General features: G+C 68.2%; 26 protein-coding genes and 1 tRNA gene. 17 read left to right on the top strand and 10 right to left on the bottom strand.

Going from position 1 to position 26,105, the window contains the following annotated elements; genetic code table 11:
- Positions 1 to 18: 18 nt before the first annotated feature.
- Together M4578_RS08920 and M4578_RS08915 are read right to left on the bottom strand one after the other, a co-directional pair.
- Positions 19 to 1,200 (bottom strand): aminotransferase class I/II-fold pyridoxal phosphate-dependent enzyme, encoded by a 1,182-nt coding sequence (locus tag M4578_RS08920; protein WP_258093097.1) that lies wholly within the window; start codon positions 1,198 to 1,200, stop codon positions 19 to 21.
- A 286-nt stretch (positions 1,201 to 1,486) separates the two neighbouring features.
- Positions 1,487 to 2,815 carry an amidase gene (locus M4578_RS08915; protein ID WP_258093096.1) on the bottom strand — a complete coding sequence of 443 codons (1,329 nt, stop codon included), beginning with the start codon at positions 2,813 to 2,815 and terminating at the stop codon, positions 1,487 to 1,489.
- A gap of 83 nt (positions 2,816 to 2,898) precedes the next feature.
- Here M4578_RS08915 and M4578_RS08910 point away from each other — a divergent pair, with 83 nt between their 5' ends.
- The 4 genes from M4578_RS08910 to M4578_RS08895 all read left to right on the top strand — a co-directional run bounded on the left by M4578_RS08910 (position 2,899) and on the right by M4578_RS08895 (position 6,898).
- Positions 2,899 to 4,116 carry a UbiH/UbiF/VisC/COQ6 family ubiquinone biosynthesis hydroxylase gene (locus tag M4578_RS08910; protein ID WP_258093095.1) on the top strand — a complete coding sequence of 406 codons (1,218 nt, stop codon included), beginning with the start codon at positions 2,899 to 2,901 and terminating at the stop codon, positions 4,114 to 4,116.
- A 207-nt stretch (positions 4,117 to 4,323) separates the two neighbouring features.
- Positions 4,324 to 4,884: an ester cyclase gene (locus M4578_RS08905; RefSeq protein WP_258093094.1), complete on the top strand. Its 561-nt coding sequence runs from the start codon at positions 4,324 to 4,326 to the stop codon at positions 4,882 to 4,884.
- A 157-nt stretch (positions 4,885 to 5,041) separates the two neighbouring features.
- A complete protein-coding gene (locus M4578_RS08900) occupies positions 5,042 to 6,061 on the top strand; it encodes an LLM class flavin-dependent oxidoreductase (RefSeq protein ID WP_258093093.1) in 1,020 nt (339 codons plus the stop codon).
- A 66-nt stretch (positions 6,062 to 6,127) separates the two neighbouring features.
- Positions 6,128 to 6,898, top strand: coding sequence for an SDR family NAD(P)-dependent oxidoreductase (locus tag M4578_RS08895; RefSeq protein WP_258093092.1), 771 nt, complete (start codon positions 6,128 to 6,130; stop codon positions 6,896 to 6,898).
- Between the two features lie 116 nt (positions 6,899 to 7,014).
- On the opposite strand, the gene M4578_RS08890 is transcribed toward M4578_RS08895, so the two are convergent.
- Complete coding sequence (locus M4578_RS08890) at positions 7,015 to 8,541, bottom strand: DUF2125 domain-containing protein (RefSeq protein WP_258093091.1); 1,527 nt, start codon at positions 8,539 to 8,541, stop codon at positions 7,015 to 7,017.
- A gap of 132 nt (positions 8,542 to 8,673) precedes the next feature.
- Between M4578_RS08890 and M4578_RS08885 the strand changes: the two genes are divergently transcribed.
- From M4578_RS08885 to M4578_RS08875, 3 genes are read left to right on the top strand one after another with little or no spacing between them, the layout of a single operon-like run.
- Positions 8,674 to 9,423 carry an SDR family oxidoreductase gene (locus M4578_RS08885; RefSeq protein WP_258093090.1) on the top strand — a complete coding sequence of 250 codons (750 nt, stop codon included), beginning with the start codon at positions 8,674 to 8,676 and terminating at the stop codon, positions 9,421 to 9,423.
- Positions 9,420 to 10,028, top strand: a complete 609-nt coding sequence (locus M4578_RS08880) for an enoyl-CoA hydratase/isomerase family protein (protein ID WP_258093089.1) — start codon at positions 9,420 to 9,422, stop codon at positions 10,026 to 10,028. Before M4578_RS08885 ends, M4578_RS08880 begins: the two co-directional genes overlap by 4 nt.
- Positions 10,029 to 10,041: 13 nt before the next feature.
- Positions 10,042 to 10,701, top strand: a complete 660-nt coding sequence (locus M4578_RS08875; protein WP_258093088.1) for an SOS response-associated peptidase — start codon at positions 10,042 to 10,044, stop codon at positions 10,699 to 10,701.
- A 23-nt stretch (positions 10,702 to 10,724) separates the two neighbouring features.
- Here the strand turns inward: M4578_RS08875 and M4578_RS08870 are convergent, their stop codons facing one another.
- From M4578_RS08870 to M4578_RS08860, 3 genes are all read right to left on the bottom strand, one after another.
- Entirely contained in the window at positions 10,725 to 11,087 is a 363-nt protein-coding gene (locus M4578_RS08870) for a cupredoxin domain-containing protein (protein WP_258093087.1), read from the bottom strand.
- A 138-nt stretch (positions 11,088 to 11,225) separates the two neighbouring features.
- The gene (locus tag M4578_RS08865; RefSeq protein ID WP_258093086.1) at positions 11,226 to 12,014 is read right to left on the bottom strand and encodes a TIGR01458 family HAD-type hydrolase; all 789 of its coding nucleotides are present in this window, start codon (positions 12,012 to 12,014) and stop codon (positions 11,226 to 11,228) included.
- 32 nt (positions 12,015 to 12,046) lie between these two features.
- The gene (locus tag M4578_RS08860; protein ID WP_258093085.1) at positions 12,047 to 13,123 is read right to left on the bottom strand and encodes a methylglyoxal synthase; all 1,077 of its coding nucleotides are present in this window, start codon (positions 13,121 to 13,123) and stop codon (positions 12,047 to 12,049) included.
- A gap of 204 nt (positions 13,124 to 13,327) precedes the next feature.
- Here M4578_RS08860 and M4578_RS08855 point away from each other — a divergent pair.
- Together M4578_RS08855 and M4578_RS08850 are read left to right on the top strand one after the other, a co-directional pair.
- Positions 13,328 to 13,401 (top strand) — tRNA-Gly (locus M4578_RS08855).
- A 152-nt stretch (positions 13,402 to 13,553) separates the two neighbouring features.
- Positions 13,554 to 15,353 carry an ABC transporter transmembrane domain-containing protein gene (locus M4578_RS08850; protein WP_258093084.1) on the top strand — a complete coding sequence of 600 codons (1,800 nt, stop codon included), beginning with the start codon at positions 13,554 to 13,556 and terminating at the stop codon, positions 15,351 to 15,353.
- 30 nt (positions 15,354 to 15,383) lie between these two features.
- Here the strand turns inward: M4578_RS08850 and M4578_RS08845 are convergent, their stop codons facing one another.
- The gene (locus M4578_RS08845; RefSeq protein WP_258093083.1) at positions 15,384 to 16,424 is read right to left on the bottom strand and encodes an aldo/keto reductase; all 1,041 of its coding nucleotides are present in this window, start codon (positions 16,422 to 16,424) and stop codon (positions 15,384 to 15,386) included.
- 136 nt (positions 16,425 to 16,560) lie between these two features.
- Between M4578_RS08845 and metG the strand changes: the two genes are divergently transcribed.
- From metG to truB, 3 genes are all read left to right on the top strand, one after another.
- Positions 16,561 to 18,273: a methionine--tRNA ligase gene (gene metG / locus M4578_RS08840; protein WP_258093082.1), complete on the top strand. Its 1,713-nt coding sequence runs from the start codon at positions 16,561 to 16,563 to the stop codon at positions 18,271 to 18,273.
- A 247-nt stretch (positions 18,274 to 18,520) separates the two neighbouring features.
- A complete protein-coding gene (locus M4578_RS08835) occupies positions 18,521 to 19,360 on the top strand; it encodes a LysR family transcriptional regulator (RefSeq protein ID WP_258093081.1) in 840 nt (279 codons plus the stop codon).
- Positions 19,361 to 19,413: 53 nt separating this feature from the next.
- Positions 19,414 to 20,340: a tRNA pseudouridine(55) synthase TruB gene (gene truB / locus M4578_RS08830; protein WP_258093080.1), complete on the top strand. Its 927-nt coding sequence runs from the start codon at positions 19,414 to 19,416 to the stop codon at positions 20,338 to 20,340.
- Here the strand turns inward: truB and M4578_RS08825 are convergent.
- The 3 genes from M4578_RS08825 to M4578_RS08815 form a co-directional block, all read right to left on the bottom strand.
- The gene (locus M4578_RS08825) at positions 20,309 to 20,599 is read right to left on the bottom strand and encodes a hypothetical protein (RefSeq protein ID WP_258093079.1); all 291 of its coding nucleotides are present in this window, start codon (positions 20,597 to 20,599) and stop codon (positions 20,309 to 20,311) included. The two genes, truB and M4578_RS08825, sit on opposite strands and share 32 nt — an antisense overlap.
- Positions 20,600 to 20,748: 149 nt before the next feature.
- Positions 20,749 to 21,570, bottom strand: a complete 822-nt coding sequence (locus M4578_RS08820) for an alpha/beta fold hydrolase (RefSeq protein ID WP_258093078.1) — start codon at positions 21,568 to 21,570, stop codon at positions 20,749 to 20,751.
- On the bottom strand, positions 21,570 to 22,247 hold the full coding sequence (locus M4578_RS08815; protein WP_258093077.1) for a haloacid dehalogenase type II: 678 nt from the start codon (positions 22,245 to 22,247) through the stop codon (positions 21,570 to 21,572). Before M4578_RS08815 ends, M4578_RS08820 begins: the two co-directional genes overlap by 1 nt.
- Positions 22,248 to 22,419: 172 nt before the next feature.
- On the opposite strand from M4578_RS08815, the gene M4578_RS08810 reads away from it, so the two are divergent.
- The 5 genes from M4578_RS08810 to M4578_RS08790 all read left to right on the top strand — a co-directional run bounded on the left by M4578_RS08810 (position 22,420) and on the right by M4578_RS08790 (position 26,037).
- Positions 22,420 to 22,848, top strand: a complete 429-nt coding sequence (locus M4578_RS08810) for an FKBP-type peptidyl-prolyl cis-trans isomerase (protein WP_258093076.1) — start codon at positions 22,420 to 22,422, stop codon at positions 22,846 to 22,848.
- 143 nt (positions 22,849 to 22,991) lie between these two features.
- Positions 22,992 to 23,786: a 3-oxoadipate enol-lactonase gene (gene pcaD, locus M4578_RS08805; protein WP_258093075.1), complete on the top strand. Its 795-nt coding sequence runs from the start codon at positions 22,992 to 22,994 to the stop codon at positions 23,784 to 23,786.
- The gene (locus M4578_RS08800; protein ID WP_258093074.1) at positions 23,783 to 24,493 is read left to right on the top strand and encodes an alpha/beta fold hydrolase; all 711 of its coding nucleotides are present in this window, start codon (positions 23,783 to 23,785) and stop codon (positions 24,491 to 24,493) included. Before pcaD ends, M4578_RS08800 begins: the two co-directional genes overlap by 4 nt.
- Positions 24,494 to 24,552: 59 nt before the next feature.
- Positions 24,553 to 25,575 (top strand): lyase family protein, encoded by a 1,023-nt coding sequence (locus M4578_RS08795; protein WP_258093073.1) that lies wholly within the window; start codon positions 24,553 to 24,555, stop codon positions 25,573 to 25,575.
- A gap of 171 nt (positions 25,576 to 25,746) precedes the next feature.
- Positions 25,747 to 26,037 (top strand): ArsR/SmtB family transcription factor, encoded by a 291-nt coding sequence (locus M4578_RS08790; protein WP_258093290.1) that lies wholly within the window; start codon positions 25,747 to 25,749, stop codon positions 26,035 to 26,037.
- The last annotated feature ends 68 nt before the right edge of the window (positions 26,038 to 26,105 follow it).

Raw genomic sequence — 26,105 nt, 5'->3', positions numbered from 1 at the left:
GCTCGCCTCGTCTTTTTCTTATTGCCCGAAGAGACAGTCACGGATCCGCGTCAGCCCCTGTTCGGTTTCTTTTGCGGGGGCCACGAGGGCCACCCTGATATATCCCTTGCCCGGATTGCCCGCGGCCGTATCGCGCGACAGATAGGCCCCCGGCAGCACCCGCACCCCGGTCTCCTGCCAGAGTTTCAGCGCCGCCGTCTCGCCATCCTCGACCGGCAGCCAGAGGAAAAACCCCGCCTGCGGCGGCGCGTAGCCCGGCACATTGCCGAAGATGCGGTCGGCCATGGCGAATTTCTCGGCATAGAGCGCGCGGTTCTCGACCACATGTCCCTCGTCCGCCCAGACCTTTTCGCTGACCCGCTGGATCGGCAGCGGCAGCGGCGCGCCCGCGTAATTGCGCAGTTGCTTGATCCGCGCCAGGCTCTCCGGCCCGCCGGCGACAAAGCCCGAGCGCAGGCCGGGCAGGTTCGACCGCTTGGAGAGCGAATGGAAGATCACCACGCGCTCGGGGTCGGCGCCCATCTCGCGCGCGACCTGAAGCGCGCCGGGGGGCGGCGTGTCGCGGTAGATCTCGGAATAGCATTCGTCGGCGAGGATCTGGAAATCGTGCTTTTCGGCCAGCGCGATCAGCCGCTCCCAGTAATCGCGGTCCGCCACCGCGCCCTGCGGGTTGGCGGGCGAACAGATATAGGCCAGCGCCGCACGGTCGAGCACCTCGGCGGGCAGCGCCCCGTAATCGGGCAGATGGCCGGTCTCCTGCGTGGCGTTCACGAACACCGGCTCGGCATTCACCGAGACCGTGGCCACCGCATAGACCTGATAGAACGGATTGGGGATCAGCACCGTGGGCTGCTGGCCGGACTTGGTTTCGGGGCAAAGCGCCATCGCGGCGTTGTAGAGACCCTCGCGGGTGCCGTTCAGCGGCATCACCTGAGTGGCCGGGTCCAGCTCGACCCCGTAGCGGCGGGCGATCCAGCCGGTGATCGCCGCGCGCAGTTCGGGCGTCCCGTCATTGGGCGGGTATTTCGAGAATTCCGCGACATTGGCCGCCAGCACCTCGCCCACCCAGGCGGGAAAGGCGTGTTTGGGCTCGCCAATCGACATATGCGTGACCGGGCCGCCCGGCGCATGCGCGTCGAGCAGCGCCCGCAAACGCGGGAACGCATAGGGCGGCAGGTTCGAAAACCGCTCGGGAAACATGGGCTACGTGCCTTTGGACTGCCTGCAATACTGCTTTTGTTCTCGGGATCGTTGTCGTCCCGTTTTGTGAGCACGATAAGGGATGAGACGGCGCTTCGTCCAGCGCCGAGGTGAGTCCGCCGGGGGATGTGGCGCGAAAGCCGCAGCTCCGGCGGAAAGCGTGCAAGACCCTTTGGGCGTTGCATTTCCGCCGCGCGTCCGGCGCCCTTGCGGGGGAGAGGGGGCGCTGCCCCCTCGCGCGCCGGGACGCGCTCCCCCCGGAGTATTTGCCGGAAAGATGAAAGGCTCAGGCGAGCGCTTTTTCCGCAGCGGCGCCCAGCCGGAGCAGCCTGTCCTCCTGCCGGTGCGGGCACATGAGCGAGATGCCACAGGAGGGCACACCGGTGGGCAGGGTCAGGGTGCAGGTGCCCATGAGATTGCCGACCCGTGTGTTGCGCAGAGCGAGCAGGTTCTCGGTGACGTAATACTCTCCCTGCTCCATCAGCTTGTCGATCTTCGGCGGCAGGATCGGCGCGGTCGGGCAGAGCACCGCATCCACCCCGGCGCTGGCGGCATAATAGGCGTCGCGCGCGGCCATCATCCGTTCCCAGGCGCGCAGGTAATCGGCGCCGGTGTAATGCTGCCCGGCCTCGAAACGCTCGCGGATCGGGGCGAACATGACGTCGGGGTTGGCGATGATGGCCTCGCCCCAGGTGGCCCAGGCTTCGGTGGTGTAGAGGACGCCCGCATCCGCCATGGGAATGGCGATCTCGGGGACCTCGAGATCGACGATCTCTGCCCCGGCCCGCGCCAGTTTCTCGAGCGCCTGCGCATAGCCGCGCGCGGGCTCGGGGCGCAGGTCGTCGAGCACGATATTGGTGAGCCGGGCAAAGCGCTTGCCCTCGAGCGTGGCGCCACGCAGATCGGGCGCCGCCCGCCCCTCGAGCGCGGCAAAGACCAGCGCGGCATCCGCGACCGAGCGGCAAAGCGGCCCCACCGTGTCGAACCCCGCGGCCAGCGGCACCACACCCTCGAGCGAGATGCGGCCCGAGGTGGTCTTGAGCCCCACCAGATCGTTCCAGCAGGAGGGAATCCGCACCGAGCCGCCGGTGTCCGAGCCGATGGCGGCGGCGGCAAGCCCGAAGGCCACCGAGGCGGCGGCGCCGGAGGAGGATCCGCCCGCCACAGCCTCGGGATCGTTGACCGAGGGCGGCGTCGCGGTGACCGGGTTCAGCCCCAGGCCGGAAAAGGCCAGTTCGGACATATGCGTCTTGCCCAGGCAGACCAGCCCCATGGCCGTGGCCACCTGCAGCACCGGCGCGTCGACCTCGGGCACCCGGCCCTCGAGCAGCTTGGAGCCCGACTCGGTCGCGACCCCCGCCGTGTCGAAAAGATCCTTCCAGCTCACCGGCACCCCGTCGAGCGGCGAGCGGCGCTGCCCGGCGGCGGCGCGGTCACGGGCGGCCCCGGCCTCGGCCAGCGCGCGTTCAGGGGTCAGACGGGCATAGATGCGGTCCTTGAGCGGATGCGCGGCGATCTTGTCGAGAAAGGCCTGCGCCAGCGCCACGGGGTCGATCTCGCCCTTGCCGATCCCCTGCCCCAGTTCTGTGGCACTCATCTCCGTCCAGTCGCTCATCGTCTTCCCTCTCCTGTTCGCGCGCGACGGTAGCGGCAGCGCGGCGCATGGACAATCCCGGGAAGGGGGGCATATTTGCCCCCATGGAACATGATTGCGACATCCTGATCGTGGGCGGCGGGCTCAATGGCCCCGCCCTGGCGCTTGCAGCCGCGCAAAGCGGCCTGAAAAGCATCGTCATCGACGCGCTTCCCGAGGCTGCGCGTGCGGAAGAAGATTTCGACGGGCGCGGCTACGCGCTGGCGCTGTCTTCGGTCAGGTTGCTGGAAAATCTGGGGATTTGGCCGGTTCTGGCGCCGAATGCCCAGCCGATGACCGAAATCAAGGTCAGCGACGGGCGTGTCGGCGAGGCGCGGGTCTTCCTTGGGCTGCATTTCGATTCGGCGGAGATCGAGGAAGGCCCGATGGGCCAGATGATCGAGGACCGCTACCTGCGCCGCGCGCTGATGGCGGCGATGGACGCCTCCGAACGGGTCACCCATCGCGCGGGCGAGACGGTGGTGGCGCAGAGCGTGACACCGCAGGGCGCGACGGTGACCTTGGCCAGTGGTGAGACCCTGACCACACGACTGCTGGTGGGCGCCGACGGGCGCCGCAGCGGCACGGCGGAGCGGGCGGGCATCCGGCGGACGGGCTGGGGCTATGGCCAGACGGCGTTGGTCTGCGCCATCGCCCATGAGAAACCGCATCACGGCATCGCGCATCAGTTCTTCATGCCGCCGGGACCGCTGGCGATCCTGCCGCTGCCGGGCAACCGCAGCTCCATCGTCTGGAGCGAGGCGGACGACCGGGCCCGGGCGATTCAGGCGCTGCCGGACGAGGACTATCTCGCCGTGCTGCGCCCGCGGTTCGGCGATTTCCTGGGAGAGATCGCGCTCGCCGGGCAGCGGTTCCTCTATCCGCTGAACCTGACGCTGGCGAACAGCTTTGTGGGGGATCGTCTGGCGCTGATCGGAGACGCGGCGCATGGCATGCATCCCATCGCCGGGCAGGGGCTGAACGCCGGGCTGCGCGACGTGGCGGCGCTGGCGCATGTGCTCGCCCATGCCCAGCGGCGTGGCGAGGACATCGCCTCGCCCATGGTTCTGGCGCGCTACCAGCAATGGCGGCGCTTCGACACCGCCTCGCTGGCGGCGGCGACGGACCTTTTCAACCGGCTGTTCTCGAACGACAATCCGCTTTTGCGGCTGGGCCGGGACCTGGGCATGGCGGCGATCAACGCCGCCGCACCGCTGCGCCGGGGCTTTATCCGCGAAGCCGCCGGGATCACCGGAGACCTGCCGGACCTGATGCGCGCCTGACCGCGCGCGCCTCGCCTCCCCAACGGAGAAACGACCGGGACGCTCCTGCCAGACGGCAGGGGTGCGCGCGGAGTTTTGTTCGCTCAAATTAGGAACATTTCAAGGATAGTCATTCAACAAAATATCCATTTCGTGGAAAATAAACTCGGCCTAGGTTGCCCTCATCGCAACGCAGAGATGCACCGATCCAACCAAGGAGACCACGACATGAAAACGCTCACGACCCTCACCGCCGCCGCTCTGACCGCCGGCCTCGCCACAGCCGCATTTGCCCAAGACAGCGCGGTCGTCACCGCCGCCCTCGCCGAGCTGGCCCAGCGCCAGGCCGAGGACGCCCGCATCGCCAAGAACCTCGAAACCTTCGACACGCTCGATTTCGAGGTCTTCTCCGGCCAGCAATGGGACCGCCTGCACGAAAGCCACGCCGAGGACATCGTGGTGCACTGGCCCGATGGCCGCACGGTGCAGGGCCTCGACGCCCATATCGACGATCTGAGCGCCTTCTTCGTCTTTGCGCCCGACACCACCATCGACAAGCACCCGATCCGCATCGGCCAGGGCGAATGGACCGGCGTCGTGGGTGAGATCACCGGCACCTTCTCGGAGCCCATGCCGATCGGCGGCGGCCAGGTCATCCAGCCCACCGGCAAGCGCTACACGCTGACCATGGCCACCATCGGCCACTGGACCGACGCGGGCGTGATGGACGAGGAATACCTCTTCTGGGACAACCACGCCTTCTATCAGCAAATCGGCCTGATCGAGTAATCGGCGGGCACCGCTCCGGCCGCACAGCGGTCGGAGCGGATTTGCACAGACCCTGCGCCCAGGCGAACCGCCACGCGGCTTGCCGGGAGCGGGGCACGCTCCTTATCTCAGGGTCAAGGCGGCAGAGGCCGCGCAAACCGTTCAAGGAGCCGGATTCATGAAGAAACTCGGATTTCTTTCCTTCGGCCACTGGGATGCCTCCCGTGGTTCGCAGGTCAGGACCGCCGCGGATGTGCTGACGCAGTCCATCGAACTGGCGGTCGCCGCCGAAGAGCTGGGGCTCGACGGCGCCTATTACCGTGTCCACCATTTCGCCCGCCAGCTCGCCTCGCCCTTCCCGCTTCTGGCGGCGGTCGGCGCGCGCACCTCGAAAATCGAGATCGGCACCGGCGTCATCGACATGCGTTACGAGAACCCGTTCTACATGGCCGAGGACGCGGGCGCGGCGGATCTGATCGCAGGCGGACGCCTGCAGCTCGGCATCTCGCGCGGCTCGCCGGAACAGGTGATCGACGGCTGGAAACATTTCGGCTACCGCCCCGACGAGGGCGAAAGCGCCGCCGACATGGCACGGCGCCACGCACTGGTGTTTCTCGATCTGCTGAAGGGCGAAGGCTTTGCCCAGCCGAACCCGCGACCGATGTTCCCCAACCCGCCGGGCCTTTTGCGGCTGGAGCCGCATTCCGAAGGGCTGCGCAACCGCATCTGGTGGGGCGCGGGGTCGAACGCCACCGCGATCTGGGCGGCCGAGCAAGGCATGCATCTGCAAAGCTCGACCCTCAAGGACGACGAGACGGGCGAGCCCTTCCACATCCAGCAGGCCGACCAGATCCGCGCCTATCGCGCCGCCTGGAAAGAGGCGGGCCATGCGCATGCGCCGCGCGTCTCGGTCAGCCGCTCGATCTTTGCGCTGACCAATGACATGGACCGGATGTATTTCGGCCGTGGCGGCAAGGAGAGCGATCAGGTGGGCTTCATCGAAGAGCAGCGCTCGATCTTCGGACGCGGTTACGCCGACGAGCCCGACCGGCTGATCGAGCAGCTGCGCCGTGACGAGGCGATTGCCGAGGCCGATACGCTGCTGCTGACCGTGCCGAACATGCTGGGCGTCGACTACAACGCCCATGTGATCGAGACGATCCTGAAAGAGATCGCCCCGGCGCTCGGCTGGCGCTAGGACGGCTTTCTATCCTCCCTCCCCCGTGCCAAGACTTGGCAAAGCCATGTGGGAGGGAGGAGACACATGACCGGAAACTGCGCAATCGTCACCGGGGCCGCGCGCGGCATCGGCCTTGCCACCGCCGATCTGTTCGCCGCGCGCGGCTGGAAGGTCGCGCTGGTCGACCGCGACAGCGACGAGCTGGAGACGGTGGCCGCCACGCGGCCCGACATGCTGGCACTGCCCTTCGACATTTCCGACCCCGCCCAGGTGGACGGGATGCGCGACGCGGTGCTGCGTTGGGCGGGCCGGATCGACGCGCTGGTGAACAACGCGGGCGTGGCCGAGTTCGGCCCGATCCGGGACTGCGATTTCGCCATGTGGCGGCGCGTCATGGCCACCAATCTCGACGGGGTGTTCCTGTGCAGCCAGGCCTGCACCGAGGCGCTGGCCGAAACGCGTGGCGCCATCGTCAACATCGCCTCGATCAGCGGGCTGCGCGCCTCGACGCTGCGGGTGGCCTATGGCACCTCGAAGGCGGCGGTGATCCAGCTCACCAAGCAATACGCCGCCGAACTCGGAGAGGTCGGCATCAGAGTGAACTGCGTCGCGCCGGGGCCGGTGCGGACGAAACTCGCCATGGCGGTGCACACGCAGGACATCATCGACGCCTATCACGACGCGATCCCGCTCAACCGCTACGGATCCGAGCAGGAGCTGGCCGAGGCCATCGTGTTCCTGGCCTCGCCAAATGCCTCCTATATCACCGGGCAGGTGCTGGCGGTGGACGGCGGGTTCGACTCGACCGGCGTGGGGCTTCCGGCGCTGCGGGAACGATCCCCGGAAAGCACCTAGCGCCCCTCAACACATCGCTGCGCCATTCGACGCGCATCTGGCACAAAAAAAGGGCGGGCATGATTGCCCGCCCCGAATCTATTCCGGCCTCCCAGCATGGGCGCCGAAGCGCATCGCTATTTGATCCGCTGCCCGTTGGCGAGCACATGCCCCTGCTCGTTGACCTCGATCTTCGATGTCAGCGTGTCCGGCTCCGAGCCCGGCACGCCGAACATGCTCATCATCATGCGCGCCCCCATGGCGTCCTGTTCGGCGACCAGCCCCATCTGGATCAGCTTGTCGATCAACCCATTGGCCCCGGCCACCTGAAGATCCAGCGCGCCGGTGGGTTTCGGCATCCCGTCGAAACTCTGCAAATCGGTGTTGTCGAAGGTGAAATCGCCGGTGCCGGTGATTTTCGCCCCCGCCGCCTCGACCGTCAGGCTGTTGAGCGTCAGCGCGTTCAACTCACCCGGCGGCTGCGATCCGGCCTCGACCCCGGCAAGCTGCGCGGGATCCATGAAATCGACGAACGGCGTCACCTTGCCGGTCAGGTCGAAGGCCACCGTCGCCGGATCGCGCGGCAGCACCGCCGCCGGGTCGAAGATGTTCCAGATCATGTCCGAGGTGGTGAACCCGCCCAGCGTCAGCGCGAGCGCCACATCGCGCGGCGTGTCGGATTTGCTGATCGGCGCGGCGATCGTCAGCCTCATCTCCTCCATCGCGGCGCTGACGGGAAAGGGGATCTCGCCCCCGGACAGGCTGTAATTCACCTCGCGCGCGGCGATGTCATACATCAGCGCGTCCTTCGACATGCCGATCTCGAAGCTGCCGCCCGCACTCGCGCTTTGGCCGCTGGTGGTCTGCCCCTCTTCGGTGAAGGAGAATTGCGACTGCCCGGCGTCATAGGTCATCTTGCCCGACACGGTCATGCCTGCGGCCAGAAGCGCGGGCATATCCGCCGCACCGGACTCGGCCGGAATGCGCGCAAGGCTCTCCGAGACCAGCCCGGTGAGCGAGCCCAGCAGCATGCCCGCCCCCTCGCCTTCGGGATCCTGGCCGGCGACGTCATAGGAGACCGTCCCGATCGAGACCGTCTGCACCACCTCGCGCGTGCCGTCGGCAATGGTCACCTGAGCCTCGCCCTCGACCGGCCCGGTGGTCAATTCGGCCCGCAGACCGTCGCGCGGGATCTCTTTGCCATCGACCACCAGCTTCGACAGCGCCATCGCCATCGCCTCGGCGCTGAAGACATAGGTCATCGCCTCGGGATCGCCCGACACCACCATGTCGAGCGCGTCGAGCGAATAACCGATCTCCATATCGACCGCGTCCTCGTCCTCGGGCGCGACGGTGACGGAAATCGGCACGGTTTCGGGCAGGACCACCTTGACGGACCCGTCGCCCTGGCCGCGCAGCTCCATGCTGCCGAACGCGACCGCAACCGCGCCATTGGCCTCGGGCAGTGCCATGGTCACGCGCAGATCCGACAGCGTCAGCGTGTCGCCGGACAGCGCCTCGCTGGCGTTCACCTCGTAGCCGAAGCTCTTCAGATAGCCGCTGAAATCCTCCCAGACCTGCTCGGGCGTCACCTCGGCCAGCGCCGGCGATGCCATCAGCAACGCTGCGGCCACCGGCACGATGGCATATTTCGAAACCCGCATAATCAACCCTCTCTTCGGCGTGCGAAAAATCAATGGGCGGAGCTTCTGCCTCATGACCTGCCGGGTCAAGAGGCTGGACCGGGGGTATTCCAGCCTTTACCAAGGATGTGAATCGAAAAAACGAGGCATCCCATGGATCTGACAGGGAAAACCGCGCTGATCACCGGGGCGAGCCGCGGCATCGGCGCCGCCGCCGCCCGGACCTTCGCTGCGGCCGGCGCCAAGGTGGCTCTGGTCGCCCGCAGCGGCGACGCCGTTGCCGAGCTGGCCGGCGAGATCGGTGCAAACGCCGTGGCCATCCCCTGCGAAATCTCGCGTTACTGGGAGGTCGAGCAGGCGGTGCAGAACTGTCTGACCGCCTTTGGCGGGCTCGACATCCTGATCAACAACGCCGGCGTGATCGAGCCCATCGCGCCGCTCGGCGCAAGCGATCCCGAGGCCTGGGGCGCGCTCATCGACATCAATATCAAGGGTGTCTACCACGGGATGCGCGCCGCGCTGCCGGTGATGACGCAGGCCGGCGGCGGCACGATCCTGACCATCGGCTCGGGTGCGGCGCATCGCCCGCTCGAAGGCTGGTCGGCCTATTGCACCTCCAAGGCCGGGGCGCTGATGCTGACCCGCGCGGCGGACGAGGAATACCGCGCCAAGGGCATCCGGGCGATCTCGCTCTCACCGGGCACGGTCGCCACGCAGATGCAGCGCACCATCAAGGCGAGCGGCGTGAATCAGGTCAGCCAGCTCGACTGGGAGGATCACATCCCGCCGGACTGGGTGGCCAAGACATTGCTCTGGATGTGCGGCGAAGAGGCGGACGGGTTCCTCGGCGGCGAGGTGTCGCTGCGCGAGGAGGAGATTCGGAAAAAGGTGGGCGTGGCATGATCTCGCTGGAAAAGGACGGAGGCTATTGGCTGGCGGTGATCGACCGCCCGGACAAGGCCAATTCGCTGACCCCGGAGATGCTGGAAAAGCTCTGTGAAATCGCCGAAGCGGCGCGCGAGGCGCAGGTTCTCGTGCTGACCGGGGTGGGCAAGGTGTTCTCAGCCGGCGCCGATCTTGAAGCCGCGCGCGCGGGGCTTGCCACCTCGCCGCTCTGGGAGCGGCTCTCGGGTGCCATCGCGCGGCTGCCCGGGCTCAGCATCGCGGCGCTGAACGGCACGCTTGCGGGTGGCGCCATGGGCATGGCGCTGGCCTGCGATCTGCGCATCGCGGTGCCGGGGGCGAAGGTGTTCTATCCGGTGATGAAGCTGGGCTTCCTGCCGCAGCCCTCCGATCCCGCCCGGCTGGCGGCGCTGGTGGGGCCGGCGCGGGCCAAGATGATCCTCATGGCAGGGCAGAAGGTGCCCGTCGAGGAGGCGATGAGCTGGGGGCTGATCGACCGTGTGGTCGCGCCCGAGGCGCTGCTGCCCGCGGCCCGCGCACTGGCCGAGGACACGCTGGGCGCCGATCCGGCCCATGCCCGGGCGATCAAGACGCTGATCCGCTGAGCGGCCGCGCCGGATGTGCGGGCGCTTCGCGCTGACCCAGCCGCTCGACGTTCTGACGGATCTGTTTCAGGCCACGCCCGACAACGATCTGCCGGAGCTGCCGGCGTATAACATCTGCCCCACCGTGCCGGTCGCCACGGTGCGCAGCGATGCCGGCCATCGCAGGCTCTCGGCCATGCGCTGGGGGTTCCTTCCGCACTGGTACAAGACCCCCGGCGACGGGCCGCTGCTCTTCAACGCCCGGGCCGAGACCCTGGCGCGGAAACCCGCCTTCCGCGACGCCTGCCGCAGCCGACGCTGCCTGATCCCCGCCAGCGGGTTCTACGAATGGACCAAGGACGCCGAGGGCAATCGGCTGCCCTGGTACATCCACGCCCCGGATCATCGGGCGATGGCCTTTGCCGGTGTCTGGCAGGATTGGGAGCGCGACGGGCAGCGCCTGCGGAGCTGCGCCATCGTGACCACCGCGGCAGAAGGCGCGATGCGGCAGATCCACCACCGGGTGCCGGTGGTGCTGGCCAAGGCGGACTGGGCGCTCTGGCTGGGCGAACGCGGCCATGGCGCGGCCGTGCTGATGCGGGCCGCGCCGGAGGACGCCCTGCGCTTTCATCGGGTCGCGCCGGAGGTCAACTCCAACCGCGCGAGCGGCGCGCAGCTTGTCGCACCGCTCTGAGCCCGATACGCGGCTCGGAAATCTTAGTGATTGTGTTCGCTGTTGCGCTCGAGATCGAGCGGCGCCGCGTTGAGATAGTCGATCACGCCTACAGCGGTGCTGTCGGTCGCGACGGTATCGACAAAGGTCTGCTTCATGCCCTCGACGACTTCGAGGATCACCACCGCGCCCGGCTCCATCCGGCCGGTGGTCCAGCTCGCATCGGTCGCGGTGGCCGACATGGCGACGTTGGAGTTGTTCACGAAACGGATCGTGTCGCCGTAGTTGGGATAGACATAATCGGGGAAATAACCGTCACCAAGCAGCAGCACATAATGCTCTTTGGCCTGAAGGGGCATGGCGAGGCAGCCCAGGGTGAGGGCAAGAAGACCGGTCTTGCGCAGCATGGTTCGCTCCTTAGAACAGCACAATCGGCCCCCACCTCATGGCTGATGGCTTTCATAAGGGGTAACTAAGGCAAAAATTTGTCGAATTTTCAGATTCTCGGCGTTTTTTGGCGCCATAAGGCAGAATAAAGCTGCGCATCACGCAAGAGGCCCCTCTCCCGCCGATGCGCTCAGGATCCGCGCCGCCGCCGCGCCCAGCCCCGGCAGCACCGCGGTGGGCGCCAGGCGCGCGCGGGCCTCGTCTCCCGGACGGTATTTGCCCGTCTCCACCAGAAATGCCTGCCCAAGACCGGCCGTCAGCGCGCCCGCGACATCGCTTTCCGCATCGTCTCCGACCATCGCCACTTCCGACGGCGCCAGCCCCATGCTCTCGCAGCCCGCGCGAAAGAAAGCCGGCGCCGGCTTGCCCAGCACCTCGGCCGGCGTGCCGCTGGCATATTCCAGCGCCCGGACAAAGGCCCCGGCATCGAGGCTGAGCTGCCCGTCGGCGTCGCGGAAGACCCGATTCGCCGCCAGCGCCAGAAACGGCGCCCCGGTCTCCAGCACCCGGAACGCCGCGTTGAGCCGCGTATAGGAAAACCCCTCGCCCGCATCCCCCAGAACCAGCGCCTCCGGGCCAGAGGCCGGCGCCCCGGCAAAATCCTCTTCCAGATCGGGATGCACCAGCAGATGCGGGCGGTATCCGCCCGCCCGCAGCCGCGCCAGCGCCGGGGCGGCGGGGGTCAGCACATCCGTCTCGGCCACCTCGATACCCGCGTCCCGCAGCGCCGCAACCACCCGCCGGCGCGGCTTGCGCGTGGAGTTTGTCAGGAACCGCAGCGGCAGCCCCGCCGCGCGCAGGGCCTCCACCGCCTCCGCCGCGCCGGGCAGCGCCGTCTCGCCGTCAAGCACCACGCCCGCGATATCGAGCAGAATCCCCTTGATCATGCCGTCAGTGGAGCATGCATCCGCCCCGCCGGTCAAACGCCGGGCGCGGCCAGCAGCGCGGTGGCGATCATGTCGGCGGCGGAGGGGCCCAGCGCCAGCGGCGTGTCGTGCAGCGCCGCCAGCCGGCTCAGCGCCTGAAGATCCGCCTCGCCGCCATGCGGCACGGTGGGATCGGCGAAAAAGATCACCGCATCCAGCTCGCCGGTGGCGATCAGCGCTCCGAGCTGCTGGTCCCCCCCGTGCGAACCGCGTTGCAGGCGGCGCAGGCTGAGCTGCGGCGCGGCCTCGGCGATCATCCGCCCGGTGCCGCCGGTGCAGACCAGACGGTGCCCCCGCAGCGCCGCCGCGTGACGGATCACCCAGGCCCGCAGATGCGCCTTGCGGGTGTCATGCGCGGCCAGCGCCAGCCGGCGCGGCGCGGTCGAGCGGGCCCGTCCGCGCGCGGTGAAGCCCATGATCGCGCGCACCTGTGCGGCAAAGCCCGGCCCCTCGGCGGGAAAGGCCCCCGCCAGCGCCGCCGTGCCGACGGTAAAGCCGGCGGCCCCGGCCTCGGCGGCGGCCAGAATCCGTGCCTCGCTGTCAATGCTGCCCGCCATGATCACCGGCTTGCCCACGGCAGAGCAGACGCCCGTCATCAGCGCCGGCACCTCGCCGGCAAAGCGATAGGCCAGCAGGTCGAGCCCGTGCACATGTTCCAGATCGGCCAGCCGGCGAGCCGACTCGACGATCTCTCCTTCCGGACCTTCCAGCACGCTGGGATGGCCGGTGATCCGGCCCGCGAAGGGGAAGTAGCGCAGCGGATGATCGCGGGTCACCCGGGTTACCGCCTGCGGCCGCGTGCCCCCCAGAAGACAATCCACATCCAGTTCGACCGCCGCGCGGGCGGAGACCAGCTCGCTCTCTTCGTCCAGACTCACCACCTCCAGATACGAGCGCCCGCCCGCCGCGCGGATGGCATCGGCCAGCCCCTTGAGCTCGGAGAACGGCAGCCCGACATCCTTGAAGCCGATATGCCGCACGCCGCCTTCCAGCGCCTCGTCGAGCCGCGCCCGTGCCTCCGGAATCGTGCGGTCGTTCTCGGTGAGCATCAGGATGAAATCGAAGGCCATGAGCAGGGTCTTTGCGGAACGGGCCGCGCGGGGCGGCGGATACGGGCAGGGACGACCGCAGGGGCCGCTCACCCGCAACCGTAGAGCCCGGAGCACGCGAGCAGAAGCGAAACTTTTCCCGCCGGGCGCGGCACCGCCAAAGGCGCTGCGGAAACATCCCGCTTGACCGCCGCTGCCCCATGAACTAGGCGTGCTAACCGCTGAGCGGGCGTTGTGTAATGGTAAGACCCTTGCCTTCCAAGCAAGAGATACGGGTTCGATTCCCGTCGCCCGCTCCATCCTCCCTCCGCCGCCAGCCATCGCCCGTGCCGACCGATCCGGACGCGGCCGATCCCGCCAGCGCGGCGGTTTCCGCCCCGCGCGGGGCGACAGGCGACTTGACGCCCGTGGGAGGCATGGCAAAACAGCCCGGCGCAGGACAGGAGGGGACATGGCTCACGGAAACCCGGCGACCGCGGTCGCGGAAGAACGGGAGAAATCACGCAAACTCGGATCGCTGGCGGCGCTCTGGCCCTTCATGCTGCCCTATAAGGCGCTGATGCTGGCCGCCACGCTGGCGCTCATCGCCACCGCAGGCGTGTCGCTGACCCTGCCGCTGGCGGTGCGCCGGGTGGTGGACAATTTCAACGTCGAGGACGGCGCCCTGCTCGATCTCTATTTCCTCGCGGCGCTCGGGATCGCGGCGCTGCTCGCGATCGGCACCGCGCTGCGCTACGCGCTGGTCACGCGGCTGGGGGAACGGGTGGTGGCCGACATCCGCAAGGCGGTGTTCGACCGGGTGATCGGGCTGTCGCCGGTGTTCTACGAAAAGGTCATGACCGGCGAGGTGCTGAGCCGCATCACCACCGACACGACGCTGATCCAGTCGGTGATCGGCTCGTCCGTCTCCATCGCCCTGCGCAACATCCTGATGATGGCGGGCGGTCTGGTGCTGATGCTGCTGACCTCGGCCAAGCTGACCGGGCTGGTGCTGCTGCTGGTGCCGGTGGTGATCGTGCCGATCCTCACGCTGGGACGCAAGCTGCGCAAGCTCAGCCGCGAAAACCAGGACTGGATCGCCGCCTCCTCGGGCAATGCCGCCGAGGCACTGGCGGCGGTGCAGACCGTGCAGGCCTTCACCCACGAGGCGATCTCGCGCGAGGCCTTCGGCGCGGTTACGGAAAAGAGCTTCGATGCGGCGCGGCGGCGGATCTGGGTCCGGGCGCTGATGACCGCGATCGTGATCTTTCTGGTCTTCACCGGCATCGTCGGCGTGCTCTGGATGGGCGCCTGGGACGTGCGGGCGGGCCATATGAGCACCGGCGCGCTGGTGCAGTTCGTGATCTATTCGGTGATGGTCGCGGGCGCCGTGGCGGCGCTGTCGGAAATCTTCGGCGAGCTGCAACGCGCGGCGGGCGCCACCGAACGGCTGGTGGAGCTGCTGGAGGCCCAGGACACGGTTCGCGACCCGGCCCAGCCGCGCGCGCTCGCGGCGCCGGTGCGGGGCGAGATCGCACTCGATCACGTCGGCTTTGCCTATCCCGCCCGGCCCGGCGTGCAAGCGCTCGACGATGTGGACCTCTCGATCCGTCCCGGCGAGACGGTGGCGCTGGTCGGCCCCTCGGGGGCGGGCAAGACCACCATCGTGCAGCTCATCCAGCGCTTTTACGATCCCGATACCGGCCGGGTGACGCTGGACGGCGTTCCCCTGACCGAGATGACGCGCGACGCCTTCCGCCAGCATATCGCGCTGGTGCCGCAGGATCCGGTGATCTTTGCCGCCTCCGCACGCGAGAACATCCGGTTCGGACGCCCCGGCGCAACCGACGCGGAAATCGAGGAGGCCGCAAAGGCGGCGGCGGCGCATGATTTCATCACCGCGCTGCCCGACGGTTACGACACCTATCTGGGCGAGCGCGGCGTGATGCTGTCGGGCGGTCAGAAGCAGCGAGTCGCGATCGCAAGGGCGATCCTGCGCGACGCGCCCGTGCTGCTGCTCGACGAGGCGACCTCGGCGCTGGATGCGGAAAGCGAGCGCGCGGTGCAGGCGGCGGTGGACCGTCTGGCCGAGGGGCGCACCACGATCATCGTGGCGCACCGGCTGGCAACGGTGAAAAAGGCCGACCGGATCGTGGTGATGGATCACGGGCGTATCGTGGCACAGGGCTCGCATGATGCGCTGGTGGCCCAGGGCGGGCTTTACGCGCGCCTGGCCCGGCTGCAATTCACCGACGGGATGGCGGCGGAATAGGCCGGACCCGCCGGCCCGGCCCGCGCCTTCCTAATAGGGCATCGGATGGCTCCGGTGCACCGTGTCCAGCGCTTCCAGAAGCTCCTCCGAAAGCGTCACCTCTGCCGCGCCCAGCGCGCGGTCGAGCTGCGCCAGCGTCGTCGCGCCGAAGATCGCCGAGGCCACGAAGGGGCGCCGTGCCGCCCAGGCCAGCGCCATATGCACCGGATCGAGGCCGAACTCCCGCGCCACCGCCAGATAGGCATCGACCGCCGGGAACACGCGCGGCCCCTTGCGCCCGCCCAGATCGCCGTTGATCGCCATGCGCGAGCCCTCGGGCACCGCGCCGTTCTGATACTTGCCGCTCAGCAGCCCGGCCCCGAGCGGCGAGAAGGGCAGCAGCCCCACCTCCTCGTTGACCATCAGCTCGGCCAGATCCGTGTCGGCCATGCGCCAGAGCAGCGAATATTCGTTCTGCACCGTGACCACCCGCGGCCCGCCGCTCTCTTCGGCGATGCGCAGCCACATCGCGGTGCCCCAGGTGCTTTCGTTCGACAGGCCGAAGGCCCGGATCGTGCCGCGCTCGACCTCGCGTTGCAACGCGCCCAGCGCATCCTGCATGTGCTGCACGGTTGCCGCCCGGTCCTGGGTCCAGGGCGCAAAACGCCAGTTCTGCCGGAAATGATAGCTGCCCCGGTTCGGCCAGTGGAACTGATAGAGGTCGATCACATCGGTCTTGAGCCGTTTCAGAGAACCTTCGATGGCGACCGGAATGGAGTCGGCGCTGATCGGGGCCTCGTCGCGGATGAACTTGGAATCGCCCGCATGTTTGGTGGCCAGCACCACCTCTGCCCGGCGGCCGGTCTTTTCGAACCACGCGCCGACGATCTCTTCCGTGCGCCCGACGGTTTCGGCACTGATCGGGTTCACCGGGTAGATCTCGGCGGTGTCGATGAAATTGACGCCCGCAGCCAGCGCCCGGTCGATCTGGGCAAGGGCCTCGTCGGAACCGGTCTGGCTGCCAAAGGTCATGGTGCCGAGACAGAGCTCCGAGACCGTCATCCCCGTGCGGCCCAGCGGTTTCATCTTCATGGCGTCTCTCCTGCTTCGCATTCGGCGCCACACTACGCCGCGACGCGGCAAAGCCAACCCCCGCCGACACCGGACTTTCCACGCCTTGCCACATCCGCTAAAGCGGCTTCGAAGCGGAGCAGAAGGCAGGCAACAGATGGCGCGTCATCTCATCACCTCGGCGATCCCCTATATCAACGGGATCAAGCATCTGGGAAATCTCGTGGGCAGCCAGTTGCCCGCCGATCTCTTTGCCCGCTACCAGCGCGCCCGTGGTAACGAAGTGCTGTTCCTCTGCGCCACCGACGAACATGGCACCCCGGCCGAGCTGGCCGCCGCCAAGGCGGGCAAGCCGGTGGCGGAGTATTGCGCCGAGATGCACGAGATCCAGGCCGAGATCGCCAAGGGATTCCGGCTCAGCTTCGACCATTTCGGCCGTTCGTCGAGCCCGCAGAACCACCGGCTCACCCAGCATTTCGCCGGGGTGCTGGCCGAGCGCGGGCTGATCCGCGAGGTTTCGGAAACCCAGATGTATTCGCCCACCGACGGGCGTTTCCTGCCGGACCGCTATATCGAGGGCACCTGCCCGAATTGCGGCTTCGAGGATGCGCGCGGCGACCAGTGCGACAACTGCACCAAGCAGCTCGACCCGGTGGACCTGATCAACCCGCGCTCGGTGATCTCGGGCGCCACCGATCTGGAGATGCGCGAGACCAAGCACCTCTACCTCTGCCAAAGCCAGATGAAGGACGAGCTGGAAGCCTGGATCGACAGCAAGACCGACTGGCCGGTGCTCACCACCTCGATCGCCAAGAAATGGCTGAACGACGGTGACGGGCTTCAGGACCGGGGCATCACCCGCGATCTCGACTGGGGCATCCCGGTCAAGAAGGGCACAGAGGACTGGCCGGGAATGGAAGGCAAGGTCTTCTATGTCTGGTTCGACGCGCCCATCGAATATATCGCCTGCGCGCAGGAATGGGTCGAGGCCGGCAAGGGCGCCGACTGGGAGCGCTGGTGGCGCACCGACAAGGGCGCGGAGGACGTGACCTATACCCAGTTCATGGGCAAGGACAACGTGCCCTTCCACACGCTCAGCTTCCCCGCGACCATTCTCGGCTCGGGCGAGCCCTGGAAGCTCGTCGATTACATCAAGTCGTTCAACTACCTGAACTACGATGGCGGCCAGTTCTCCACCTCGCGCGGGCGCGGGGTGTTCATGGATCAGGCGCTGGAGATCCTGCCGGCGGATTACTGGCGCTGGTGGCTGCTGAGCCACGCGCCGGAAAGCTCGGACAGCGAGTTCACCTGGGAAAATTTTCAGGCCTCGGTGAACAAGGATCTGGCGGACGTGCTGGGCAATTTCGCCAGCCGCGTCACCAAGTTCTGCCGCTCGAAATTCGGCGAGGCGGTGCCCGAGGGCGGCGCCTATGGCGATCTCGAGACCAAGCTCATCACCGCTCTGACCGAGAAGGTCCGGGAATACGAAACCCACATGTCCGCCAACGAGGTGCGCAAGGCCGCCACCGCGCTGCGCGCTGCCTGGGTGCTCGGCAATGAATATCTGCAAGAAGCCGCCCCCTGGTCGACCTTCAAGACCGATCCCGAGGCGGCGGCGATGCAGATCCGCCTCGCGCTGAACCTCATCCGGCTTTATGCGGTGATTTCCGCGCCCTTCATCCCCGACGCCTCGGCGCAGCTCCTGACCGCGCTTGCGGCGGATGGCGAGGCATGGCCCGACGATGTGGCGGCGGCGCTCGAGACCCTGCCCGCCGGCCACGGGTTTGTCGTGCCCGAGGTGACCTTCCGCAAGATCACGGATGCCGAGCGCGAGGACTGGCAGGCGCGCTTTGCCGGGCGGCGCGACTGAGCTTTCGCCGCCCGAACAGCCACGCTCGGACCCACAAGATCCGCCTTCGCCGGCGCCATTTCCGGTGGCTGGCAAGCCTGCGGGCAAACAGCGCCTGCTCGCTCCGATAAAGCGTCGGCGGTTGGGTCGTGTCATACGGGTCATTCTTGCACATCTTCCACCTTTGCAAGCAAAGCCTTCCCCCCGGCGGCGATCCTCTCGCGACAGATCCCTTGAAAATACTGCCGTTCGGCGCAAACTGACTTTCATGAATGAAAGTCATTTCAGCCTCGACGACCTTCTGTTGCTGCTCGATGTGGCCGATGCCGGGTCGCTGACCGGCGCCGCGCAACGCCGGGGCGTGCCGCTGCCGACCCTGTCGCGGCGCATGACCCGGCTCGAACGCGACAGCGGGCGGGTGCTGTTCCTGCGCGGCAAGGCTGGCTACGCGCTCACAGCCGAGGGGCGCGCGCTGGCGGCGGAGGCGGCCGAGCTGCGCGCGGTGCGCCGACGGGTGGCGCTCTGGGCCGATGCCGGCCACGGCCCCGCACCGGTGCGCATCACCGCCGGAACCTGGACTTCGCGCCACCTGGCCCGGGCGCTGTCGCCGGGCCGCAATCCGCTCTGGCTGCCGCTGTTCCTGCCTTCGAACGCGCCGCTCGATCTGGCGCGACGCGAGGCCGACATCGGCATCCGCAACCGTCCGCCCGACTCGTCCCGTCTGGCGCGGCGGCGGCTGCGGCGCATCGGTTATGCGGTCTATGGCAGCAGCGCCGAGGTCACCGGCTATGTCGCGCAACCCGACGGGCCGGGGCTGGCCGCCTCGCAGCGCTGGCTGCGCGCCGAGCATGGCGACGAGATCGCAACCACCGCCAGCGACCTGCGGCTCTGCCTCGATCTGGCGCTGGCCGGGTTCGGGCGGGTGGTGCTGCCCTGTTTCGCCGGCGATGCCGAGACCGGGCTGCGACGGCTCTCCGATCCCATCGCCGCGCTGGCCCATGACGAATGGCTGGTCAGCCACCACGAGGCGCGCCACGACCCGCCGGTCCGCGCCGCGCTCGACACCATCGCGCGGACACTGAGCGCCGCACCGCCGGGCGACGATTGACAAGCCCATCCGGTCCGCGCTACCCCGCGCGCCTCAGCAACCAGAGGGCAGATATGGCACGCAAGAAGGGCCGCGACATTTCCGGCTGGCTGATCGTCGACAAACCCGCCGGCATGACCTCGACCTCGGTGGTCAACAAGGTCCGCTGGGCACTCGACGCCAAGAAAGCCGGCCATGCGGGCACGCTCGACCCGGAGGCGACCGGCGTTCTTGCGGTGGCCCTTGGCGAAGCGACCAAGACGGTGCCCTATATCACCGACGCGCTGAAAGCCTATCGCTTTACGGTGCGGCTGGGACAGGCGACCAACACCGACGATGCCGAGGGCGAGGTGATCGCCTCCTCCGACATGCGCCCCTCGGATGACGAGATCAAGGAGGCGCTGCACGCCTTCGTCGGCGAGATCCAGCAGGTGCCGCCGCAATTCTCGGCGGTGAAAATCGACGGCGAACGCGCCTACAAGCGCGCGCGCGACGGCGAGACCATGGAGATCGCCGCGCGACCGCTCTGGGTCGAGGAACTGGTGATGACCGGGCGCCCCGATGCGGATCATGTCGAGCTGGAGATGACCTGCGGCAAGGGCGGCTATGTGCGGTCGATTGCCCGCGATCTGGGCGCAAAGCTGGGCTGCCACGGCCATGTGCTGCGACTGCGGCGGATCTGGTCGGGCCCGTTCGACGCCGAGGACGGCATCGGCATCGACGAGATCGACGCGCTGGCCAAAACGCCCGCCCTGGACGAGAGACTGCTGCCGCTCGAAGTCGGGCTCGCCGAGCTGCCCGAGCTGAAATGCACTGCCGAGGGTGCGGCGCGGCTGCGCAACGGCAACCCCGGCATGGTGATCCCCGGCGAGGCCGAGTATGGCGACGAGGCTTGGGCCTCGTTCGAAGGCCAGCCCGTGGCCGTTGGGGTCTTCAAGGCCGGAGAGCTGCACCCGACCCGGGTGTTCGTCAGCCCGCCTCCAGCGCCGTCGCAAACCTGACTTCGGCAAAGTCGCCGCCAAGCGCGATCCCGCCCCCGGGAGAGCCGTAATTCCAAAGCGCCGGCGTGTAGATCACATCGTTCCCGGCGCCCGATTCACGCAGATCCAGCACGTCGTCGCCATCGCCGCCGGTGACCGTTGCATCGCTGTGCTCCGTGACGATGGTGTCGTTGGCGGCGCCGCTTCCATCGAGGACGCCGAACGCCCAGCCCAGAACGACCGCGCCGAACAAAAGCCCCAGTGCTCTGATACCAAACACATTACCGCCAAAGGCGAGTCGAAAACCTATGTTTCAATTCACTCACGATTCGGCCTTGTTTGACCACCCTAGGGGCAGACGCCCCCATTGATCGCCGTTCTGGAAACAATCGCCCGCCAATGCGGAAATTGTTTCCACATCATCCTCCGTCAGCCCAGCATCTTGATCCAGCGGGAGAGTGCATCGAGCGCCTCGGGCTCGTCGAGGAAGGGGATATGTCCGCGCCCAGGCACCTCCACCGCGATCATGTCGGGGCGGCGCGCCTTCATCTCGGCAAAGGTCTCTTCTGAGAGCAGATCCGAGTTTCCGCCCCGCAACGCGCAGAGCGGCAGCCCCTTCAGCGCATCGAAGAGCGGCCACAGATCGGGCGCCGGCTGCGCGCCGTCGCCCAGCACCGCGTCGCGCAGCTTGGGATCATAGGGAATTTTCAGCCCGTCCGGCGTTTCGCGATAGAGCTTCTCCACCTCCTCGCGCCAGCGGCTTTCCGGCACATCGTCGAAACCGAACCGGGCGGCGCTCAGCTTGCCCACCGCCTCGTCTACGGTTTTCCAGGGCGGGTTGCGCCCCAGATAATCCTTGATCACCGCAAGCCCCCCCGGCGCGATCTCGGGGCCGATGTCGTTCAGCGCCACGCCCAGCAGCCGGCCCTTTGCCGTGGCCGCCAGCACCATGGCGATCAGCCCGCCCCGCGAGGTGCCGAGCAGCGCGGCCTTCTCGAGTCCGAGATGGTCGAGCAGTTCCAGCGCGTCGCGGGCTTCGACGGGGATGGTGTAGGTCGCGGGATCCCCCCAGTCAGACTGCCCGCGCCCACGATAGTCGAGCCGGATCATCCGCACAGCGTCGAGATGCGGCGCGAGATAGTCGAAATCGTGCCCGTCGCGGGTGAGCCCCGCAAGGCAGAGCAGCGGAAGGCCCTCCCCGTCATCGGTGTAGTACAGCGAGAAATTGTCGGAGGTGGTGAAACGCGGCATCAGAGAAGCTCCGGGATAGACGTGAGATCGGTGAGGATATGCTGCGGGCGGGCCGGCAGCCGGTCGGTCGGCAGCCCCGCCCGGTTCACCCAGACGGTGGCAAAGCCGTAGGCTGCGGCGCCTGCCGCGTCCCAGCCGTTGGACGACACAAAAAGCACCTCGCCCGGGTCGGTGCCGAAACGGGCCCCGACCAGGTCATAGACCGCCCTTGCGGGCTTGAAGACGCCGGCCTCCTCCACCGACAGCACCGCGTCGAGGTAGAGCCCCAGACCGGCGCTGTCCACAGCGCCCTCCAGCATGTCCGGCGAGCCGTTCGACAGGATCGCGCAGCGCTTGCCCGCCGCCTTGAGCCGCGCCAGCAGGGCGGGCACCTCGCGATAGGCGGCCAGCTCCCAGTAGAGCGCCAGCAGCCGTTCGCGCAGCTCCGGGTCGGCCAGCCCGTGGCGCTCCATCGCCCAGTCGAGCCCGTCCTGCGTGACCTGCCAGAACGAGACATGATCGCCGGTGATCGCGCGCAGCCAGGAATATTCGAGCTGCTTGCGCCGCCAATCCTCGGCCAGCGCCTCCCAAACCGCCGCGAGGGCCGTCTGCCCCGGCTCTCCGGCGGCGTTGCGGGCGGCGGCAGAGACATCGAAAAGCGTGCCATAGGCGTCGAAGATGCAGGTCGTGATGGTCATGCGGGCCCCTCCGCGCGCAAAGGTGGCACGGGCGGCGGGCCGGGGGAAGGCCAAACCCGTCAAGATTTGCAATCGGGCGAGCCCGGGGCTAGGTTGGAGGCGAGCGATACGAGCACCCGCTTTCGCGGCCTCGTCCATTCACACAGCTTCCCCCAACAGAACGGAGTTTCTCATGACGCAGGTCAAGACCGGCGACACTGTCCGCATTCATTACACCGGCACGCTGGCCGACGGCACCACCTTCGATTCCAGCGCGGGCCGCGATCCGCTGGAATTCACCGTCGGCTCGGGCCAGATCATCCCCGGTCTGGACAAGGCGATCCCCGGCATGACCGTGGGCGACAAGAAGACCGTCGAGGTGCCCTCGGACGAGGCTTATGGCCCGATGCATCCCGAAGCGCGCCAGGCGGTGCCGCGTCAGGAAATCCCCGATCACATCCCGCTCGACCTCGGCACGCAGTTGCAAGTGCAGACGCCCACCGGCCAGACCATGCAGGTGGTGGTCGCCGAGGTGACCGAAACCGAGGTCACGCTCGACGCCAACCACCCGCTGGCCGGCAAGGACCTCACCTTCGCCATCGAACTGATCGAGATCGCCTGAGGCCGCGGCCTGCCATCGCACCACAGACCGGGGCGTCCGCGGCCCGGTCCTGCCGACGGTCGCCACGGCCCTTGCGCGCCCTCTCTTTCCTCTCGCGGCAAGCCCCGCTAGGCTCGCCGCGAGAAGATCAGGGAGGCAGCCCCATGCAGATGGCCGATCTGGGCGACATCCGCCTGCATTACCGCATCGACGGCCCCGAGGACGGCGCACCCGTCGTCTTCGCCAATTCGCTCGGCACCGATTTCCGGCTCTGGGACAAGGTGGTCGCGCGGCTGCCCGCCGGGCTGCGCATCCTGCGCTACGACAAGCGCGGGCACGGGCTCTCGGACGCCCCCGAGGGCCCCTATTCCATGGGCACGCTGGTGCGCGACGCCGAGCGGCTGATGGACCATCTGGGCTTTCGCGACGCGGTGTTCGTGGGCCTCTCCATCGGCGGGATGATCGCCCAGGGGCTGGCGGCCAAGCGGCTGGATCTGGTGCGGGCGCTGGTGCTTTCCAACACCGCCTGCAAGATCGGCACCCGCGAGATCTGGGGCGAGCGCATCGCCGCGGTCGAGACCGGCGGCATCGCCGCGCTTGCCGCGGGCACGATGCAGCGCTGGTTCGCCCCCGCCTTTCGCGAAAGCGCCGAATGCGCGGCCTGGCGGCACATGCTCGAACGGACGGACATGCAGGGCTATATCGGCTGCTGCGCCGCCATCGCGGGCACCGATTTCATGACCCCCACCTCGGGGCTGCGGCTGCCCGCGCTGGGGATCGCCGGCTCCGAGGACGGCTCGACCCCGCCGGATCTGGTGCGCGAGACCGTCGAGCTGATCCCCGGATCGCAATTCGCGCTGATCCGCGGCACCGGGCATCTGCCCTGCGTCGAGAAGCCCGACGATTACGCGCGGCTCCTCACCGACTTCCTCACCGCACAGGGGCATGGCATCCAATGACCCGTTTCCTGCTCGTCCACGGATCCGCCCATGGCGCCTGGTGCTGGCGCGACGTTCTGCCGGCGCTGACAGCGCTTGGACATGAGGCGCAGGCCATCGACCTGCCCAGCCACGGCGCCGACACCACCCCGCCAGAGGCGGTCACGCTCGAATCCTATGTCGATGCGATCCTCGGCGCGCTCGCCGAGCCCGCCATCGTGGTCGGGCATTCCATGGCCGGCGTGCCGATAACACAGGCCGCCGACCGCGCGCCGGAGCGGTTCCGCAGGCTGGTCTATCTCTGCGCCTACATCCCCGAGACCGGCGACAGCGTCGCCACGCTGCGGCGCAAGCAGCGCGACCAGCCGCTGCTGCCGGCGGTCCGGCGCGATCCGGGCGGCGTGACCTTTCATTTCGCGCCCGAAATGGCCCGCGACATCTTTTATCACGATTGCTCCGACGCGGCGGTGGCCTATGCGCTGGCGCATCTCACTCCGCAGGCCATCCCGCCGCAGGAAACCCCCGTGACCCTCACCGGCCAGGCCGAAACGCTGCCGCGCAGCTACATCGTCTGCGGCGAGGACGGAGCGATTCCGCCCGCGTATCAGCGCGAAATGGCGGCAGCCCTGCCGGCGGGAGACGTCTACGAACGCGCCTGGTCGCATTCGCCCTTCCTCTCCGATCCGGAGGGGCTGGCGGCGCTGCTCGACCGCATCGCACGGGGCTGAGCGCTGGTCTCCGGCGGCGCGCTTGCCTATAGGGAGGCGCAGCCAGAGACGAGGACGCCATGACCGCAACCCCTTTCGACAGCGCGCATCTGCACCGGCTCTTTCCCGCCGGAGATCTGGGCAAGCTGTTTTCCGACAGCGCCGAGATCCGCGCGATGATGATCGTGCTGGGTGCGCTGGCCAAGGTGCAGGGCGCTGCGGGGCTCATCCCCGAGACCTCGGCACAGGCGATCCACCGCGCCAGCCTCGAGCTTCAGATCGACCCGGGCGGGCTTGCCGCCGGCACCCTGCGCGACGGCAGCCCCGTTCCGGAGCTGATCGCCGCCTTCCGCAGTCTGATGCAGGCCCCCGAGCACGCGCGGCACCTCGGCTGGGGCGTCTGCCCGCAGGACATCGAGGACAGCGCGCTGATGCTCAGGCTGCGCCAGGTGCTGACGATCTTCGGCTCCGAGCTGACGGCGCTGCTGGCGTCGCTCGCCGTCGCCGCGGACGCGCGGGCAGAGAGCGAAGCCGGCGCCCTGGTGGCGGGCTGGGGCTGGCCGCTGCTGGCGCTGCGCGACGGGCTGCCCGCGCTGCGAAGCACGGCGCTCCGGGTCTCGCTGACCGGTCTGGCCGAGCTTGGCCCGAAGGCCCCCGCCCTGCGCACGGCTCTGGCGGAGGCGCTGAACCTCGGCGATCCCGGCCATGGCTGGCATGGCGACCGCCGCCCGGTGCTGGCCGTCGCGGGCTGGAGCGCGGGGCTCGCCACCGCGCTCGCGAAGATCGGGCAGGATCTCGCCCCCGGCGCCACCGACGCGGCAACCGGGGTCGCGGCTTCGATCGTGATGGCCTGCGGCAGACATGTCGCGGGGCTGCTGGGCGCCCTGCATCAACCGCAGGACATGGCGGCGCGCTGCACCGAATGGCTGAGCCTGCCGCAGCTCCTGCTGAGCACCGGCGCCGCGTTGCACCACGCCCGCAGCCTCGCCGAGACACTGACCGCCCCCGACGCGCCGCTGGCCGACTCGCGGCAGGGCACGGCGCAGGCCGCCGAAGAGGCGCGCCGTTTCGTGCGGGCCGTCCGCACGGCGCCTCCCGCCTGACACGGCCCCCAAAGGGCAAAAAGCGCCGCTTTTCCGGCTTTTCCCGCCCGGGCAGAGGCCAAGCGACCACGTCGCCATCTCGCATTCCGCCGCAAACATGCTATATATTCGACACTTGCGAAGAGGTCCTGACACGTGAACTCCCAGACGATCCCTGCCCCGCCCGAGGAAATGGCCACCAATGCGCGCAGCGCGGCGTCCTTTCTGAAAACACTGGCCCATGAAGGCCGGCTGATGATCCTGTGTCATCTGGGATCGGGCGAAAAGTCGGTGGGCGAACTGGAAGAACTGCTCAGCATCCGTCAGGCGGCGGTCAGCCAGATGCTGGCGCGGCTGCGCGAGGAAGGGCTGGTGACCACCCGGCGCGACGGCAAGACGATCTATTACAGCCTCGCCAACGAAGACACCGGCCGGGTGATCGGCCTGCTTTACGAGATCTTCTGCGCCAAGGGCGCCTGCTGAGCAGCCAACCCGCCCGACACCCTTGCCCGGCGACCTCCGGACCCGGCCGCGCCCTGTCCCCGCAGACC

This window comes from Salipiger pentaromativorans (assembly GCF_024721115.1).
GTDB classification, from domain to species: domain Bacteria; phylum Pseudomonadota; class Alphaproteobacteria; order Rhodobacterales; family Rhodobacteraceae; genus Salipiger; species Salipiger pentaromativorans.
Note: the sequence above shows the minus strand (reverse complement) of the source record. Positions and strands in the feature narration are given on the sequence as shown.